We start from the raw sequence: 16774 nt of genomic DNA, 5'->3' as shown, positions 1-16774 counted from the left end.
CTCATGGGCTTCCAGAGCGCGATCACGATTGCCGACGCCGTGCAGAAGATCCAGCGTCGGGAGCTGGTGCTGCCGGCGATCCAACGCTCGTTCGTTTGGAACGACGACCAGATGTGCCGCCTCTTCGACAGCATCCTGCGCGGATATCCGATCGGGTCGTTCCTGTCCTGGAAGGTGCAGGCAGAGACGTCCGCACAGTTCAAGTTCTATGAGTTCATGCGCGAATATCACGAGAAGGACAGCCGTCACAGCCGAGAACTCGACCTGCCCAGCGGGCAGGCGGTGGTTGCGGTGCTGGACGGGCAGCAACGACTGACGTCCCTGAACATGGCTCTGCGCGGCTCCTACGCGAGCAGGGTCCGCTACGGTCGGCGCGACCAGGCCAAATCGTTCCCCCGCAGGAAGTTGTACCTGAATGTGCTGCGCGACGCGGGCGAGAACGACCGCGGGATGAAGCACGACTTCCGGATGCTGGCGGAGCCGGTGACCCAGCCAGCAGACGGTTCTGCCTACTGGTTTCCGGTCTACCAGCTGTTCGAGATGGCGAACCTCGGGGCGCTGATGGGGGTGCTGGCCTCACATGGGCTCGGTAACAACGGGCATGCTGCCTCGGTGATCGGCAACCTGTACAGCGCCATCCACAGCAACCACACGCTTCACTTCTACGAGGAGTCCAGCCAGGACATCGACAAGGTTCTGGACATCTTCATCCGGGTCAACTCTGGTGGGACGGTTCTCTCGCAGAGCGACCTCCTTCTCAGCATCGCCACCGCTCAGTGGGACACGCGCGATGCACGTAAGGAGATTCAGTCGCTGGTAGACGCCCTGAACGGGCCGGATCAGCGCTTCTGGTTCAGCAAGGACGTGGTGTTGAAGAGCGGGTTGATGCTCACCGGTGTCGTGGACGTGGGTTTCAAGGTACGCAACTTCAACCGGGACAACATGGCTCGACTGGAGAAGCAGTGGGATGAAGTCAGCTCGGCGCTGACCGTCGCCGCCGGTTTGTTGGGCGACTTCGGTCTGTCCTCGGCCACCCTGACCGCCAACAGCGTTCTCATCCCGATCGCCTACTACGTCCATCGACGTGGTCTGGACGAGCGTTACCGTGACCGTCCGGCGGAGCGCCAGGACCGCTCCGCGATCCGGTCATGGGTGATCCGCAGCCTCTTGAAGTCTGGCGTTTGGGGATCCGGCCTGGACACCCTCCTCCGAGAGCTGCGCGACGTGATCGACAAGCATGGCGCGGACGCGTTCCCGGTGGAGCAGTTGGAAGCGCGGATGGCGGCCCGGGGCAAGGCACTGACCTTCAGCCCTGAGGAGGTCGAGGAACTCATGCACTGGCAGTACGGGGCAGTCGGCACCTTCCCCGTCCTGGCGATGCTCTTCCCACATGTCAACACGAGGAACGTCCACCACGTCGACCACGTATTCCCGCGCTCGCATTTGACGACCCAGAAGCTCAAGAAGAGCCACCTGTTCACTGACCATGAACTCGACGAGGCTGCCTGGTACCGGGACAGCCTCGCCAACCTTCAACTGCTCGAAGGCCCGGAGAACATCGCGAAGAAGGATCGCCTCCCCGATGAGTGGGCCCGGGCCACCATGAGCGCCGATGCTTACCAGGCGTACCTTCAGCTGAACGCGCTGCCCGACTTGCCGGCGACGCTGGATGACTACCTTGGTTGGTGCGAACGCCGCCACGAACTCCTCGGCCGACGTCTCGCCGAACTGCTGGGCACAACGTGGACTGGCGCGGAGGAGCCGCTAGGAGCAGACGATTGACGGATGTCACCGGCGTGGCGGGAAGCCAGCCATCTTGATCGGAGCGCGGAATCTTGACGCGCCTGTGGTCGACCCGTGGCTTGTTCGGCGGCAATTGATTGACCGGCGTCGCCGAGTCGACGACCATCAGCGGGCGTGTTTCGGTCGCATCGCACGTCATAGAGTGGGACCGCGAGATCGGTGCCGCCAAGCGCAAGCTTGAAGACCGCCCCGGTGAGGTCGACGATCTCCACGCCCGAGATGGGCTCACCAAGTTGGGCGAGGCGTTGCGGTAATCGGGGAGGTGAACAGCGGTGATGGATGCGGACGCGGCTGAGAACTGGGTGCGTTCCTGGTCTGCCTCGGTGAGTGAACGCGCCGCTCAGGCGCAGGAGATGTCGAGACAGGTGGCGGACCTGTCCGTCTCCGCGACGAGCGCCGACGGCGCGGTCCGGGTCACCGTCGCCGCCACCGGGGTGGTCACCGAACTGCGGTTGAGTGATCGGGTGCAGGGCTGGGCCGCCGCGCGGATCGCTGAGCAGATTATGAACACGATGCGGCTGGCGCAGGCCCAACTCGCTGAGGCGGTTGCCGACGTGGCAGCCCGGACGGTCGGCGAGGCTTCGGAGACCGGCCGCGCTGTGGTGGCCAGCTACACCGAGCGGTTCCCCGAGCCGCCTGAGAGTTCAGATGATGCTCGCTCTCGGCGGCGACAGGATGGCTGGTGACCGGCGGGTTCGAAGTCGACTCCCAGTCGCTGCGGGTCCACGCCTCGGCCGTCGACGACACCTCCCTCGCGATCGACGAGTGCCGTCGGGCAGCGTCCTCGATCGGGCTGGGCCGCGATGCGTACGGCCGGCTGTGCCAGCTGATACCCAGCCTGCTTCACCCAACGCAAGAGGCCGCCATCGACAGCTTCGGCGAGACGGTTCGGGCGTTGCAGGAGGCGGCTGACGGGTTGCGTGCGGTATCCGACCGGTATGAGCGGGGTGACGAACGCGCAGCCGCCCGGTTCGATGGAGCCACGTGGTGAACCAGCCGTCCCCGTTGATCGCCGCCCGCCAGGACAGCACGACCGCGTTCAGCGGCGTCTTCATCGCGGAGGACATCGACGCCCTGATGGCGGGCTACACCTCCGGTGGCTGGATCGATGTCGCGATCGGCGGTGTCGCGACCTCGATGGATGCCCTCGCCTTCGTCACGGATCCGCTCGGGCAACTGGTCGCGTGGGGAGTTGGTTGGCTGATCGAGCACGTCAAACCGCTGTCCGACGCGCTGGACGAGTTGGCCGGCGACCCAGATCAGATCACCGCGTACGCACAGACCTGGCGCAACGTCGCCAAGGCCACGGCCGAGGCGAGCACCGACTTCAGCGCCATGGTCGGCAGTCAGATCGCGGGCTGGAGCGGTGCCGCGGCCGACGCGTACCGCAGGAACAGTGACCGCCAAACCGCCGCAATGAACGCGCTCACCAGGGCTGCGGATGCCATGGCGGAGATCACCACAGGCGCCGGGTTGCTCGTCGCCATGGTCCGCGGGCTGGTTCGTGACCTCATCGCGGAGTTCGTGTCGGTGCTGGCGGTGCGGCTCTGGGAGTGGTTGGCCGAGGCAGGGCTGACGCTGGGCCTGGCGACCCCCTGGGTGATCACGCAGGTGACCGCCCTCGCCGGCAAGTGGGTAGCCCGGATCGCCCGACTGCTCCACGGGTTGATCGAGAGCCTGCGCCGGCTGGCGCCCATCCTGCGGCGTCTCGAGCAGCTCATCGCGGATCTGAAGGCCCTTGTCCGTGGCAGCACGCCGGGGGGAGTTGCGCGGCCAGACGCGCTTGATCGTGGCACCCATCTGTTTCACGCCGACGCCGATCCGCTTCGGAAGTGGGGTCCGGCGCGACAGACCCACCCCGAGGAGTGGGAGGCGGCGATCCAGGAGGCCCGGGCCCTGGATGTCGAGATCACCTTCCGCCCAGGTGCGCTGGCCTACGGTCCCGCCCCCGGGCCGGGCCGCCCCGGCCAACTCGTCCTCGACCCCGACGCGTCGTACGGGGCGCTGTTGCACGAGATGCAGCACCTGCGCGACGACCAGGCTGCCGGCTGGGCGGGCATGAGAGGCTGGTTCGAAGACCCGGTCGTGCGGTATGAGAACGAGGTGCGGGCGTACCAGAGGGAAATCGACTATGCCAACTCGATTGGTGACCACGAGTCCGTCGAACGCCTGAACCAGGCAATCCGCGAAGAGTATTCGAGAATCTTCGGAGTTGATCCGTGACCGTACCGCCCCCGCCGAATCTTCCGGTCCCACCCGTTCGGCAGATGTCAAACGCAGACTTGGCGGACCTGGCCGCTAGCGGGGGCCCGTACCGGGGCAAAGCGGTGTTTGAGCTGGTCGACCGGGCGAGTGCCGACGACGATGCCGTCAGGCGGCTTGAGCAGCTGAGCCGGCTAACGACCCTGCGTGAAGACCGGGCATTCCACCTCGTCTCCCTCGCCTGGGCGGCGATCATCGGCTTGTTGGCGACGGAGACTGCGCATGCGCGGGCGAGCGCCTACGCGGCGTTCGAGGCGCTGTCTCGCAGCGAACAGGCGGACTTCCTCGCGTATGTCCAAGCGGATCGCATCGAGGACGCACATCCCCGAATCTGACCAGCGTGGTTCGTGCTGTCGCGTTCAGGTGACGCCAGTGCGGGCGGCGAAGCTACGGAGGCCGGGTAGTGTCTGGCGGCGGTCGACGCTGAGCAGTGCGCCGGTGAGCTGCTGAGCCCAGGGCCGATATCGGACCTCCTGCGGAGCCGTCTGCTCCGCGGCCAGTAGCGCCCGGTACGCCTCGGCATGCGCGCCGCGGCCGAACAGGGCCAACGCTACGTCCTCCCAGTACCGCGCCCGCCGCTCCACATTGCCCAACCGCTCCGGACGCAGTGCACGGGCGTATTGGACCGCCGCACCGAAGTCACCCAGTGTCCGAGCGACACTGATTTTGTAGAGCGCGACGTCCACCCCTGCGAAGCCGCTGCCCGCGCCGGCCCGGCGGCTGGCCTCGTCCGCCTCTGACAGCAGCTCCCAAGCGGTGGCACGGCGGTCCGAAAGAGCGGCCGTGTATGCCGCTGTCGCGAGCAGTCGTCCGTAGGCGCAGCCCTGCTCAACCGAGGTCAACCCGGTCGCCGCGTCGAGGGCCTGGGCGGCGCTGACCACCGTCTGCTCTGCCCGGACCCGGTGCCGGGAGCGTCGTAACACGATGGCGGAGATCCGCGCCGTCTCGGCGGTCAGGAGTGGGTCGTCGGCTTCCCGGGCCGCCTGGCGGGCCCGGTCCATGGCCGACCACGCCATGCCGTCCTCATGCAGCTTGATGAGCACCTGCGTGGTCAGGTGATAAGTCTCGGCCAAGGTGCAGGCCGTCGTTGGCCGATCGTCGACGTTGGCGATGCTGTGCGCAGACGTGGCCATCGATACCAGCCCTGGCAGCCGTGACGATAATCGGGCGTAACGGCAGGCGTGGAAGTCGGACCAGGCGGTGCCGAGCGCCGCACGTAACCGAGCCGTGTCGACGGGGCCGGTCGGGGCCGGCGCATTCCCCAGGAGTGCGTCCTCCAGGCTGCTGACGACACGGCCGGGCATCGCAGCCGGTCCGTCATCCGTCACGGGAATGGCAGCGCCCACGATGCCTGCCAGGCCGCCGAGCACGTCACGTCGTCGCACCGGACCATCTCCCGCCTCGCGCGATGGCTCTTCATCGAGCACCCTATCCAGTGAGCCACCGAGACGGTTGAATCTGCGGCCGTCTCCAGTCGCGAGTCCGAACAGCTCCGGCGGAATGTCGAATATCTCGGCGAGGCGACGCAACACCGTGACGTCGGTCAGCGGTTGGCGGCCCCGCTCGATCCGGGAGAGGGTCGCTGCCGAGTAGCCGCAGCGCTGGCCGGCCTCCGCGAGGGTGAGCCGAGCCGCGGTAGGTGCCACCCGAAGCAGCGCGCCGAAGTCCCCCGTGGAGGCCGCCTGCCTGGCCTCCGGCAGCTCGTACCAGCGATGGTCCGCACCCATGGCGGCCTCCAGTCGGCCCCGATGTTGCCCCTGCCGACTGTGCTGCGTGAATGGCGTCTCACGCAAGGCTGTTTCGCAATACGACTCGCCGGGTGCCTGAACACCCACATCCCTGCTGCACTCAAGGCGATGGACGCTACTCGTTGGGAGTTGTGATGGATGAGTCGGAGAAGCGGACGCCGGGTGATCTGCCATCAGCCGTGGTGGGTCGTACCCTGGCAGTCGGCACGTCGGCCAGTGCGGTGCTTCTGGTGGTCGCGCTGAGCGGTCCTGAAGGCACGGCAACCGCTGCGGTCGCCGCGGTTGGGGCCATCGTCACCGCACTGGTCGGCCTCGCCGCCAGCCACTCTCGGCGGAATGACCGACAGTGATGCGAAGGAGTTCCGGCTCGCCTCAGGAACCTTCGTGTCGGTCGCTTTCCGCACTGCCGAGCCGCAGCAGCCGGACGACGAAGTCCGCGGCGTTTCGCGCCGCAGGCGCCTGAGGGGCGCTCGTCTTGTCCCGGCCCCAGTCGGAGATTCCCTTCACGAGAAGCCAGTCGGTCTTGGTGCGGGCCGCTGCGGCGTAGAGCCCAGCCAACTCCATCTCTCCGCCGATCGCCTCCTCGTCCTGGCGCTGCAGCCGAGCACGTTCCTCCGGGTCGTTGAGCAGGGTGTTGAGGGAGAGTACGGGCCCGAAGTGCACGGCGGGTCCGGTCCATCCGTACGTCGCGGCGCGCGCTCTACTCAGCAGCGGGATGGCAGGTTCGGGCCGGGGACCGCGGTTGATCTCGTGGCGCTCCCCGTCCACCACCGTCACCTTGCGGTGGTCGACCGCCCGCAGCTGTGTCGAGACGATCAGGTCGCCGAGTTCCTGCTCACCCCCGTCGTACCTGCGTGACTTCAGGCCGTAGCAGACGCCGGTGAGGATCACCACGTTAGGGGACAGGTGTTGGAGAAGTGCCCCGGCGGTGGTCGTCATCCCGTGGGAACTCACCGTGCCCTGTTCGCTGTGCGCAAGGACGATGTCGTTCGAGCCAAGGGTGCCGAGCCGGAAGACGGTGTGCAGGTCGACCTGGTCGGGTCTCGGGTCGGTGCAACCGGTTTGCTCGCAGACGGCCGCGATGACGGCGTCTCGTTCGGTTTCGTTGACCACGAACAGCAGGACCGTCGAGCGCGCTGTGCGCTCCGCATCAAGGTGGGCGTACATCATCTTCTTCCGTTCGTCCTGGTAGCGGAGGTGGCGCCGCAACCCGATGATCACGCATGCCAGCAGCACTGGCCCCAGAGCCATAGTCACCAGACCGAGAGCGCGGGATTGCCAGGTGACCGGCTCAAAGGATGAGGATTGCCAGCTGAGGCGGTGCAGTAGCCACTCCGCTGCCTGAAGGAACGTGACCGGCCGGCTCGGGCAGGTCGCGTCTTCGCAACTCTGCCGCTCGACGTCGGCAATGAATTGGGCCTGTACGCCGACTCCCACGACCGCGGTCAGGATCATCAACCGCACCGCGCTGATCGGTTCGATAGCGCTGGTGTTGGGCCGCCTGACCTTCCGGGCCGTACGGGTGACCCGCCAGTCGGATTCGCCAACCGCGATGAGCTGAGGGGCCGCGTTCAGCGCCTCCCGGGAGGCCGCAGTGGTCACACAGCGAGTGCTACAGGCCAGCAGGGTCGTGCCGTACGCAGCGTCGGCGGTCAGTTGTCCATCGAGGGCTGCGGCTCGCTTGACGGTCTGCTTCACCACGTCTTCAACGGCCTCGGGGTGAGGGCTGTGTAACAGCGTTATCACCCAGTGATAGCTGCTCAATTCGTCAGTAAGAAAGTCGCGACCGGTCCTGCGGTGGTAGTTGAATCGACGGATCAACAACCACGTCAGCCGTAGGACGCCGACGCTCATCTGAATCGCGACGTAGGCCACCGCCGACAGCAACATCACCAGTGCGACCTTGCGCCAGGGTGTGAGTGCGACCGGCACAGCCGCCGCCATGATCAGAGCTGGCGGTACGCCAAGGATCGCCAGATCCCACCAACGCACGACGAGCGCGAGCCATCGGAAGGCGTTTGGCCCCTCGGACCACTCCTGGGCGCGGGCGATTGGCGGCTCAACGACGGCGAATGCATCCTCCGACTCCCAGACGAGCCGACTCTCCCGTCCGGCCAGGTAGAGCAGCACTGACAGCGGTGGCCGGGAGCGATGCAAGCTCTGCCCTCGCGGCCTGATCACCCGAATGGCTTCGGTCGCCAACGGTGCCTCGCGGACCCTCCGGGCGGCGCGACGGCACTGCTTGAAGCTCGGGGGGTGAGGGGTCACCGCTCTTGCCGTTTCCAACCTGTCCGGCCTTGCGTCGCCGAGGAGAATGAAACCCGTCAAAGTGTAGACGGTTCAAGACTGGTGCCATGGCAATGGATCAGCTGTTACCCGCAGGTAGGAGGGTGTGCGTGGAGTTCCTCTGGGGAGTGCTCAGCTCACTCGTGGCCAGCCTGATCGGAGTGGTGGCCGTCTGGTTCGGCTCGCAGCGGGTGCGGGGCTGGCTGATCGCCTGGCTGTCTCGGCTGACAGGTGTCGGCGTCGTGCGGGTCTATGCGACTCAGTCGCTGGCCAACGGGGCGCTGGAGAATGATCTGCGGCGAGCCAGGTGGGTCCGCGCCTATGTCAGCCGGGGCAACGAGCTGACGAGAGACAGCTTTTCGGGACTCTGGGCGGGCGGTAGCAGGTCGGTCCAGATCGACCTGCTGCTGCCTGACCCTGAGGTTGCCGATGCGGACTCCTGGCTGGCCAGGCGCGACCTGGAGGTGGGCAACCATGACCCGGGCTTCGGCGGAGGGCTCCTGGCGCGTCAGGTAAGGGCGAACATCGACTATCTCCGTGCGCGGATCACCGGTCGGACCGAGGTCCAGATGCGGCTTTACAATCTGCCTCATCTCGGCCGGATTGTCGCTACGGACAATGTCGTCTATTTGACCGTCTACCAGGATTCCGAGCATGGCCGGAACTCGCCCTGTCTGGTGTTCCGGCGGTCGAGTCCGATGTATGACCTATGCCTGCGACTCTTTGCCCTTGCCTGGTCCGACGCGCGTGCTGCCTGATCAACAATACGGCTGGTCCTGGGCCACCGTGACGGTCGATTCTGTCGCGACTCCGGTGCCAGGGCCGCCGCAGTGGGTAGGTGGCCCGATACGGTATCCAGCATGTCTTCGCCCAGCCCCGCGCCGCTGCTTCGGGAGTTCATCCACATCCCGGAGCGCACGAGCCAGAGCGACTTCGTGCTCAAACTCGCCGACAGTGTTGCCGACGCCGATGCCACCCTAAGCGACTATGTCGTCACGGAGCGGCTGCTCGCCAACTTCGATGAGGCGCTCGGGCTCATTCGCTCCGCTGTCGAGGGGCACGCGTCCAAGGCCGCCTACCTGCACGGCTCCTTCGGTTCCGGTAAGTCGCACTTCATGGCGGTGCTGCACGCACTGCTGCGGGGCGAATCCGCCGCCCGCGGCCGCGACGAACTGGCCCCGCTGGTGGCGAAGCACAGCGTCTGGCTGGACGGGCGCAAGTTCCTGCTGATTCCGTACCACCTGCTCGACGCGCGTTCGTTGGAGCAGCGGGTGCTTGGCGGCTACGTCGACCGGGTCCGGGCGCTGCACCCCGACGCACCCATCCCGGCCGTGCACCGTACCGACGCGTTGCTGGAGCAGGCCGCTTCGCTGCGGGAAAAAATTGGCGACAAGCAGTTCGTCGACGGCCTGCCCGGCGGGGACGCCGAAGACGAGTGGGGCGACAGTGAGACGTTCTGGACGACGGAGCGCCTGGATGAGGCGTTCGGCGGCGCGTACTCCGACGAGCTGCGCCGCAAGCTGGTCAACGACCTGCTGACCAGCTGGAACGTCGGATTCTTCAGCAACGCCCGGGAAGATGCGGAAGCGTTCGTCTCGCTCGACCGGGGCCTGACCGAAATCAGCCGGCACGCAAAGGAGCTCGGCTACCACGGGTTGATCCTCTTCCTCGACGAGCTGATCCTCTGGTTGGCCAACTCGATCGGCGACCAGCAGTTCGTCTCCCGCGAAATCCAGAAGATCACCAACTTCGTCGAGGGCGGCGACACCCGCCGGCCGATCCCGGTGGTCAGCTTCATCGCCCGGCAGCGCGACCTGCGCGAGCTGGTCGGCGAAGAGGTCACCGGTGCCAACGAGCTGAGCTACCAGGACACCCTCAACCTGGCCAGCGGGCGGTTCGACGTGATCAAGCTGGAGGACCGCAACCTTCCCGAGATCGCTCGCCGCCGACTGCTCAAACCCCAGACCGTCGAGGCCGGCGCCGCCATCAACCGGGCCTTCGAGGCCACCACCAAGGTACGGCGAGAGGTGTTCGACACCCTGCTCGGCACCGACTCGGGCAGCGGCGCCGACATCGACGCCTTCCGGTCGACGTACCCGTTCAGCCCGGCGTTCCTCTCCACGCTGGTGCACGTCTCCAGCGCGTTGCAGCGCTCCCGGACGGCGCTTAAGCTGATGCGCCAGCTGCTGGTCGATCGCCGCGACACCTTGCGCCTCGGCCAACTGGTGCCCCTCGGCGACCTCTACGACGTCATCAGCACAGGTGGCGATCAGCCCTTCACCGAGAAGCTCAAGGCTGAGTTCGAGATGGCCCAGAAGCTCTACGACCTGAAACTGCGCCCTTACCTGCTCAGTCAGTACGACCTGACGGACGACGACCTGGACGCGGCGCGCCGGGGTGACACCCAGCCGACCGAGACGGCCGGACGTGTTCGCGCCTTCACCGGCGACGACCGGCTTATCAAGACGCTGCTGCTGGCCGCCCTGGCACCCAGCGTCCCGGCGCTGCGCAATCTCACCGCCCGACGGCTGTCGGCGCTCAACCACGGCAGCATCACCAGCCCGATCCCGGGAGGTGAGGTCGCCCAGGTCAACCGGAAGCTGACCGACTGGGCCGGCCGGTTCGCCGAGATCCGCATCGGCGAGGGCGACGACCCGATCGTGTCGCTGGAGTTGGTCGGCGTCGACGTCGACAGCGTGCTCGCCACCGCCAAACACTACGACAACGAGGGTGCCCGCAAGCACCTCGTGCAGCGACTGCTCTGGAAACAGCTCGGCGTGCCCTGGAGTGACTCATTCTTCGCCGAGGCCGGGCTGACCTGGCGGGGGAGTCGTCGCACGATCGAGCTGGTGTACGGCAACGTCCGCGACCCGCACGACATCAGGGACGAGGCATTCCCCCCGAACGACCCGACCGGCTGGCGTTTGATCGTCGATTATCCGTTCGACGACGGCAGTCACGGTCCGGCCGATGACCGGCAGCGGGTCCAGGAACTCAGCGGTCGGATGAGCCCTCGCACGGTCTGCTGGATTCCGGCGGCGTTGACCATTGAGCGCCGCACCGAGCTGGGCAAGCTCGCCATCATCGACAAGTTGCTGGAGGGCCAGCGTTTCGACAGTCACGCCGAGCACCTCAACCCCGACGACCGCCGGCGGGCACACGCGGCGCTGACCAACCAGCGCAGCGCACTGCTGAACAAGCTGCAGGCCGTGCTGCGGCAGGCGTACGGGCTGGCGGGCAAGCAGCCCTCGGACGTGCAGCTCGGCTTCGATGACCACCTGCAGTCGCTCACCCGTGCCTTGGAGCCGAAACTGCCCATGGGCGCGACGTTCGCTGACGCACTGCGCAGTCTCGGCGACCAGATGCTCGGCCAGCAGTTCCCTGCCCATCCTGACTTCGACCCCGACCGCAAGGGCGAGCCTCTGCGTCTGCCTGACGTGAAGGTCGTGCTCGACCACGTCCGGCGAGCGGTCGAGTCGCCTGAGGGACGCGTCGAGGTCGAGCGAGCACACCGCCAGACCATGCGCCGGATCGCCAATCCGCTCGGGCTCGGCACGATGCACGAGGCGGCTTTCGTCGTCGAGGGTCAGTGGGCACAGCACTTCCACCACCGGGCGGCCGCCGAGGGCGTCAGCGGTGAGCTACGCGTCGCCGACATCCTGCGCTGGATCGACGAACCCAGCGCGCGTGGTCTCGACCCGATCGTCGCGCAGCTTGTGGTGGCCACCTTCGCCGAACAGACCGACCGCGCATTCCACCTGCACGGAAGCGCGGTCACGCCCTCGCCTGAGCCTGGCAAGATCACGACCGACCACGCCCTGCGCGAGGAGCGGCTGCCCAGCGAGGAAGATTGGGCGGAGGCTCGGGCCCGAGCAGGGGCGATCTTCGGTGTGCACAACCTGAACTTGCGGCGGGGTCGGCTGGTGGCGATGTTCGGTCGCGACCTCAGCAACGAAGGCGCGCGATATCGAGAAGCGGCGCACGGCCTGACCGCCCGGCTCGAGCAGCACCACAAATGGCTGGGTATCGACCAGGCATCGCCATCAGGCCGGCTCGCCACCGCTCGCGCGGCCGCCGACCTGCTGGAACGGCTGGCGACCGGGCGTACGGCCGTGGAGACCATCGAGCGGTTGGCTCGGGCGGACCTCTCCGGACCGGCCGACCGGGTCGGAAAGAGCATCAAGAGCGCGGCCCAGGTGTCCGCCGAGCTGGCCCACGCGGCATGGGAGAATTTCGAGATCATCGCCGGCCTCGGTGAGCCGTACGCCGGGGAGGCGACGGCGATCCTCGCCGAGCTGCGCCGCGTCGGGCAGGCCGACGAGTTGACCGCGCCGTTGAGCCCGGCTCTGCGGCGCGCACAAGCTGACGCGGTGGCGCTCATCCGCCGGGCGACCCGCCGACGCGACGACCCCGATCGTCGTCGACCGGACGACAAGGACGTCGACCCACCCGTTGACAAGGTCGAGCCGGGCAGCGGAGAGCGGGCGAAGGCGCACCCGCAGGACCTGGTCGCTGTGCCCGCCGTCGAACTCGGCCGGGCGATGGAGAAGCTTCGGGCGTTCGCCGACGCCCACCCGGAAGCCACCATCGAGGTGACCTGGAGAATCGTTTCGTGACTCAGGCACCCGCCCCGGCTCAGGCGCTGCGGATCAGCCCCGTGGCGCTGCGACAGAAGGTGGCGCAGCAGCTCGAACGGCACCGTAACGGCGACGCGTACCCGGTGCTGGTGATGCGGGCTGAGCCGACGTGGCCGCACGACCCCACGGTGCTGTTACTGGACGGACGCCCGGTTCGAGTAGTGCCGTGCGTCTCGCCGCTGGCCGTGTGGGAGCATCTTGTCGCTGACCGTGACGAGGAGATTCTCGTCCTTTTGACCGACGTTCCAGAGTCGGTGCTGCACCACGGCGTGCGTAGCCGGGTGTTCCGCCAGCGCGTCATCAGCGTGGAGCCGTGGGACCTGGTCGTCGACGCATTCGGCGCGCAACTGCCGGACACCGCGCTGGAACGCGAGGCATGGGCTGGCGAGGCGTTGCTCGACGCCATGCCATCGGGCGGCTGGCCCGGGCTCGCCACGTCGGTGCTGACCCGCGACATGGCGCTGCGGCACCTCGCGGCGGTGCGGCTCGGTGTCGACCGGCAGGGCATCGGCCCGGACGACCTGGACGTGACGGCGCTACTGCGGTGGAGTGCCGAGCCAGGCGCCGTCGAGGCGTTTGGGCTGCTACGGGAGGCCGAGCGGAACGGACTCGCACGCTGGCTACTGGAACCGTTCGGCCGGCCGGCAAAGGCACTCTTCGCGCTGGTCGATGCTGGGCACGGCACCGACGCGTTGCCGCTGGGCCTGGTTTGCGATGCGCTGTGGAGCACCGAGAGCGCCGATTCCGTACGTGCTCAGGGGCGCATCGACCAATACTTCGGCAACCTTAACGACGACGACACCGTGCGTAGCTTCGCAGCAGCGGCCGTGCAAGTGGTCACCGCGCTGTTGAACGCACCGAGCGCCGCGGTTCGCCGGGACGGACACGCCATCCTCGACCGAGCGGAGCAGCTACTCATCCAGTTCTCCGCGGCCAGCAGCGCGGGCCACAGTCTGATCCTACGGACCGGCTTCGACAACCGCCTCGGTGCCGCGGCGGAAGCCCTGCTCGCCGGCCTGCAAGACCCCGCGAGCCCGGAACTAGACCTGGCGGTCGAACATCTCGGCGGTCATCGACTCGCCGAGACCGAGGCCGAGGCCGAACGGGTGCGCCGGGTCCGGATGGCACAGCGGCTGGTGCGGTGGCTCGGTACGACGGTGATGCCCCCGCAGAGCGTCGCGGACGGCGTGGACCGGCACATCGCCGAGTGGGGGTGGGTGGATCAGGCGCTCAACCACGTCTGGGCTGGCGACGAGGCGCATCCGCAGATGCAGCGGGCGTACCGGGAGATTCATGAGCTGGCGCAGCAGCGGCGGCGTGAACTCGACGGCGCGTTCGCCGGCCGGCTCGCGGCGTGGGCCACCGCTGGGCCGGCAGGCGACGGCGACCTGCTCACCGTCGAGAATCTTCTGCCGCGCGTGGTCGAACCACTGATCCGTGCCGGCCGCCCCGTGTTACTCGTCGTGCTCGACGGAATGAGCGCCGCAGTCGCGGTGCAGCTTGCGAACGAGTTGGCCCCGCACTGGGTGGAGTACGACCCGCTGGCAGGGTCGGGATCGGCCCGGCGCCGAGGGATCGTTGCCGCGTTGCCCACCCTCACGGCAGTTTCCCGGACGTCGCTCTTCGCCGGAGCATTGCGCGCCGGAAATCAGGACCTTGAGCGGAGGCTCTTCGCCGAGGGGCGATGGGGCCGGGACTCTCGAATCTTTCACAAGGGCCCGGCGCGTGGCGGTGCGGGCGAGGTCATCGCCGCCGAGTTGACCGATGCCGTGGCGAGCCCCGCTCCCGTGGTGGCCGTCGTGATCAACACGGTTGACGACTCGTTGACCCACGGCCGGGAGGGCGACGAAGCCGGGTGGCAACTCAACGATCTCGGCTTCCTGCGCAGCCTGCTCGACCAGGCCCGTCGCACTGGCCGAGCCGTCATCATCACCAGCGACCACGGACACATACTCGAGCGTGGCGGTCAGCACCTCAGGACACCGGACGCGGCATCCGCGCGACACCGCGTCGGGGCTGGTCCGGCAGGCCCGGGTGAGGTGGAACTGACCGGTCCGAGGGTCATTTCGGATGACAATCGCATCGTCGCGCTCTGGGACCCGCTGCTGCGTCACCGTCCGAGCCGGGCGGGTTACCACGGCGGTGCATCGTTGGCCGAGGTGACCATCCCGTTGTTGGCCTACCTATTGCCCAATGTGACCGATCCGCCAGCGGGCTGGACGCCCGTCGAGGAGCGCACACCGGAGTGGTGGCAAGCGGACGTTGCCGCGTCGGAGTCGAGCCCTCCGGCACGACCAACCACTGCGCCGAAGCCGCGCCGGAAGGCACCTGCCGTGGCCGGGGACGCGCTCTTCGAGGTACCGGAAGTGGCGGTCGAGCCGCGGGTGGCATCGCCGGCCAGTGACGGTGATCTCGTTGCGGCGCTCCTGACCACCGAACTGTTCGAGGCGCAGCACGGTCTGACGCCGCGCCGGGTGGAGCTGAAGAAGATCCAGGCGGCGCTGCGCGCACTTGTCGACGCCAAGGGCGTGCTGCCCGTTGCGGTTTTGGCGCAGCGGGCCGGTGAGGCACCGGTGCGGGCAGTCGGCTTCGCCACCACATTGCAACGGATCTTCAACGTGGACAACTATCCGGTGTTGTCGCTCACCGACAACGGTCGGACCGTCCGGCTGGACCTCCAACTACTTACGGAGCAGTTCCGCCTCCGAGGAGGGGAAGCGTGACGACGGTCAGCCCGGCGCGACGCCGCGAGGTGATCGACGCGCTGCGGCGCGGTGCCGTGCCATCGGCCGGGCTGGACCTTTTCGCGGTGGGGTTGGACCGCTTCGCCGGGGCCATCGGTGATGACCTGGACAGCGTCGCCGCTGGCAGCTCCGTCTTCAAGGCAGTTCGTGGTGAATACGGCTCCGGTAAGACGTTCTTCGCCCGGTGGATCGGCGAGCGAGCCAAGCAGGCGAACCTCGCCGTCGCGGAGGTGCAGATCTCCGAGAACGAGACGCCCTTACACAAGTTGGAGACCGTCTATCGTCGGCTCAGCGAGCGACTCACCACTTCGACGTTCCCGCCCAGCGCACTCCGTCCGATCGTGGACGGTTGGTTCTATGCGCTTGAAGAGGATGTCCTGGCGGTAGGGCAGGTCGCTGCGGATGACGTTGATGCTCTCGACGGCGCTGTTGCAGCTCTGCTCGACCAACGGCTGGCCCTGGTGAGTCGGAGCGCTCCCGCTTTCGCTGCCGCGTTGCGCGGCTACCGGGCTGCTGCCGCTGAGGGAGATGCGGCGACCGCAGACGCCGTGCTCGCCTGGCTCGGCGGGCAGCCGCACGTCGCGGCCGCTGCCCGTCGGGTAGCCGGTGTACGGGGCGATCTCGACCACTTCGCGGCACTCAGCTTCCTGCAAGGGCTGCTGGCTGTGCTCCGCGACAGTGGGCATCCGGGTCTGTTGCTGGTGCTCGACGAGGTGGAGACGCTGCAACGGGTCAGGTCGGACGCCCGGGACAAGGCGCTCAACGCCCTCCGGCAACTCATCGACGAGGTGCATTCTGGGCGGTTTCCGGGTCTTTATCTGGTCATTACTGGCACTCCGGCATTCTACGACGGTCCGCAGGGTGTCCAACGGCTCGCGCCACTGGCACAGCGCCTCGCCGTGGATTTCAACACTGATCCACGTTTCGACAATCCCCGTGCCGTTCAGATCCGACTGCCGGGCTTCACCGTCGATTCCCTCGTGGAACTCGGCGGTCGGGTGCGTGACCTCTACGCCGACGGATCTGCCTCGCCGCAGCGGTTGTCCACACTGGTCGACGATCGGTATCTCGGTGAGCTGGCACGAGCAGTCGCCGGTGGTCTCGGTGGCAAGGTTGGAGTGGCGCCGCGGTTATTTCTCAAGAAACTTGTGGGTGAAGTGCTCGACCGGGTGGATCAGTTTGCTGAGTTCGACCCTCGGCAGCACTATGCGCTCACCCTGTCCGCGGCCGAGATGACAGCGGTGGAGCGAAACGCCACGAGCGCCGACGAGATCTCGATCGAGATCTGAAGGGC

The 16774-nt window shown here is 67.4% G+C and carries 12 protein-coding genes; 10 read left to right on the top strand and 2 right to left on the bottom strand.

Annotation, left to right across the window (positions count from 1 at the left end; all coding sequences use genetic code 11):
• The first annotated feature begins 3 nt into the window (after positions 1-3).
• From O7616_RS22270 to O7616_RS22250, 5 genes are all read left to right on the top strand, one after another.
• Positions 4-1782 carry a DUF262 domain-containing protein gene (locus O7616_RS22270; RefSeq protein ID WP_282303759.1) on the top strand — a complete coding sequence of 593 codons (1779 nt, stop codon included), beginning with the start codon at positions 4-6 and terminating at the stop codon, positions 1780-1782.
• Between the two features lie 344 nt (positions 1783-2126).
• On the top strand, positions 2127-2489 hold the full coding sequence (locus O7616_RS22265) for a YbaB/EbfC family nucleoid-associated protein (RefSeq protein ID WP_282303758.1): 363 nt from the start codon (positions 2127-2129) through the stop codon (positions 2487-2489).
• Positions 2486-2794, top strand: a complete 309-nt coding sequence (locus tag O7616_RS22260) for a type VII secretion target (protein ID WP_282303757.1) — start codon at positions 2486-2488, stop codon at positions 2792-2794. Before O7616_RS22265 ends, O7616_RS22260 begins: the two co-directional genes overlap by 4 nt.
• Positions 2791-4026 (top strand): WXG100 family type VII secretion target, encoded by a 1236-nt coding sequence (locus tag O7616_RS22255; RefSeq protein WP_282303756.1) that lies wholly within the window; start codon positions 2791-2793, stop codon positions 4024-4026. The genes O7616_RS22260 and O7616_RS22255 overlap by 4 nt, the downstream gene beginning before the upstream one ends.
• Positions 4027-4130: 104 nt before the next feature.
• Entirely contained in the window at positions 4131-4400 is a 270-nt protein-coding gene (locus O7616_RS22250) for a hypothetical protein (RefSeq protein ID WP_282303755.1), read from the top strand.
• Positions 4401-4424: 24 nt separating this feature from the next.
• Here O7616_RS22250 and O7616_RS22245 read toward each other — a convergent pair whose 3' ends face one another.
• Complete coding sequence (locus tag O7616_RS22245) at positions 4425-5900, bottom strand: helix-turn-helix transcriptional regulator (protein WP_282303754.1); 1476 nt, start codon at positions 5898-5900, stop codon at positions 4425-4427.
• Positions 5901-5947: 47 nt separating this feature from the next.
• Here O7616_RS22245 and O7616_RS22240 point away from each other — a divergent pair, with 47 nt between their 5' ends.
• Positions 5948-6163 carry a hypothetical protein gene (locus O7616_RS22240; protein ID WP_282303753.1) on the top strand — a complete coding sequence of 72 codons (216 nt, stop codon included), beginning with the start codon at positions 5948-5950 and terminating at the stop codon, positions 6161-6163.
• Positions 6164-6185: 22 nt separating this feature from the next.
• Here the strand turns inward: O7616_RS22240 and O7616_RS22235 are convergent, their stop codons facing one another.
• Positions 6186-7943: a hypothetical protein gene (locus O7616_RS22235; protein WP_282303752.1), complete on the bottom strand. Its 1758-nt coding sequence runs from the start codon at positions 7941-7943 to the stop codon at positions 6186-6188.
• A gap of 266 nt (positions 7944-8209) precedes the next feature.
• Here O7616_RS22235 and O7616_RS22230 point away from each other — a divergent pair, with 266 nt between their 5' ends.
• From O7616_RS22230 to brxD, 4 genes are all read left to right on the top strand, one after another.
• On the top strand, positions 8210-8857 hold the full coding sequence (locus tag O7616_RS22230; RefSeq protein ID WP_282303751.1) for a hypothetical protein: 648 nt from the start codon (positions 8210-8212) through the stop codon (positions 8855-8857).
• A 102-nt stretch (positions 8858-8959) separates the two neighbouring features.
• Positions 8960-12715, top strand: a complete 3756-nt coding sequence (locus O7616_RS22225; protein ID WP_282303750.1) for a hypothetical protein — start codon at positions 8960-8962, stop codon at positions 12713-12715.
• Positions 12712-15459: a BREX-2 system phosphatase PglZ gene (gene pglZ / locus O7616_RS22220; RefSeq protein WP_282303749.1), complete on the top strand. Its 2748-nt coding sequence runs from the start codon at positions 12712-12714 to the stop codon at positions 15457-15459. Before O7616_RS22225 ends, pglZ begins: the two co-directional genes overlap by 4 nt.
• Complete coding sequence (gene brxD, locus O7616_RS22215) at positions 15456-16769, top strand: BREX system ATP-binding protein BrxD (RefSeq protein ID WP_282303748.1); 1314 nt, start codon at positions 15456-15458, stop codon at positions 16767-16769. The genes pglZ and brxD overlap by 4 nt, the downstream gene beginning before the upstream one ends.
• Positions 16770-16774 lie beyond the last annotated feature (5 nt).

It is taken from the genome of Micromonospora sp. WMMD964, from assembly GCF_029581455.1.
Lineage (GTDB): Bacteria > Actinomycetota > Actinomycetes > Mycobacteriales > Micromonosporaceae > Micromonospora.
This window is presented reverse-complemented; position numbering and strand designations above follow the sequence as displayed.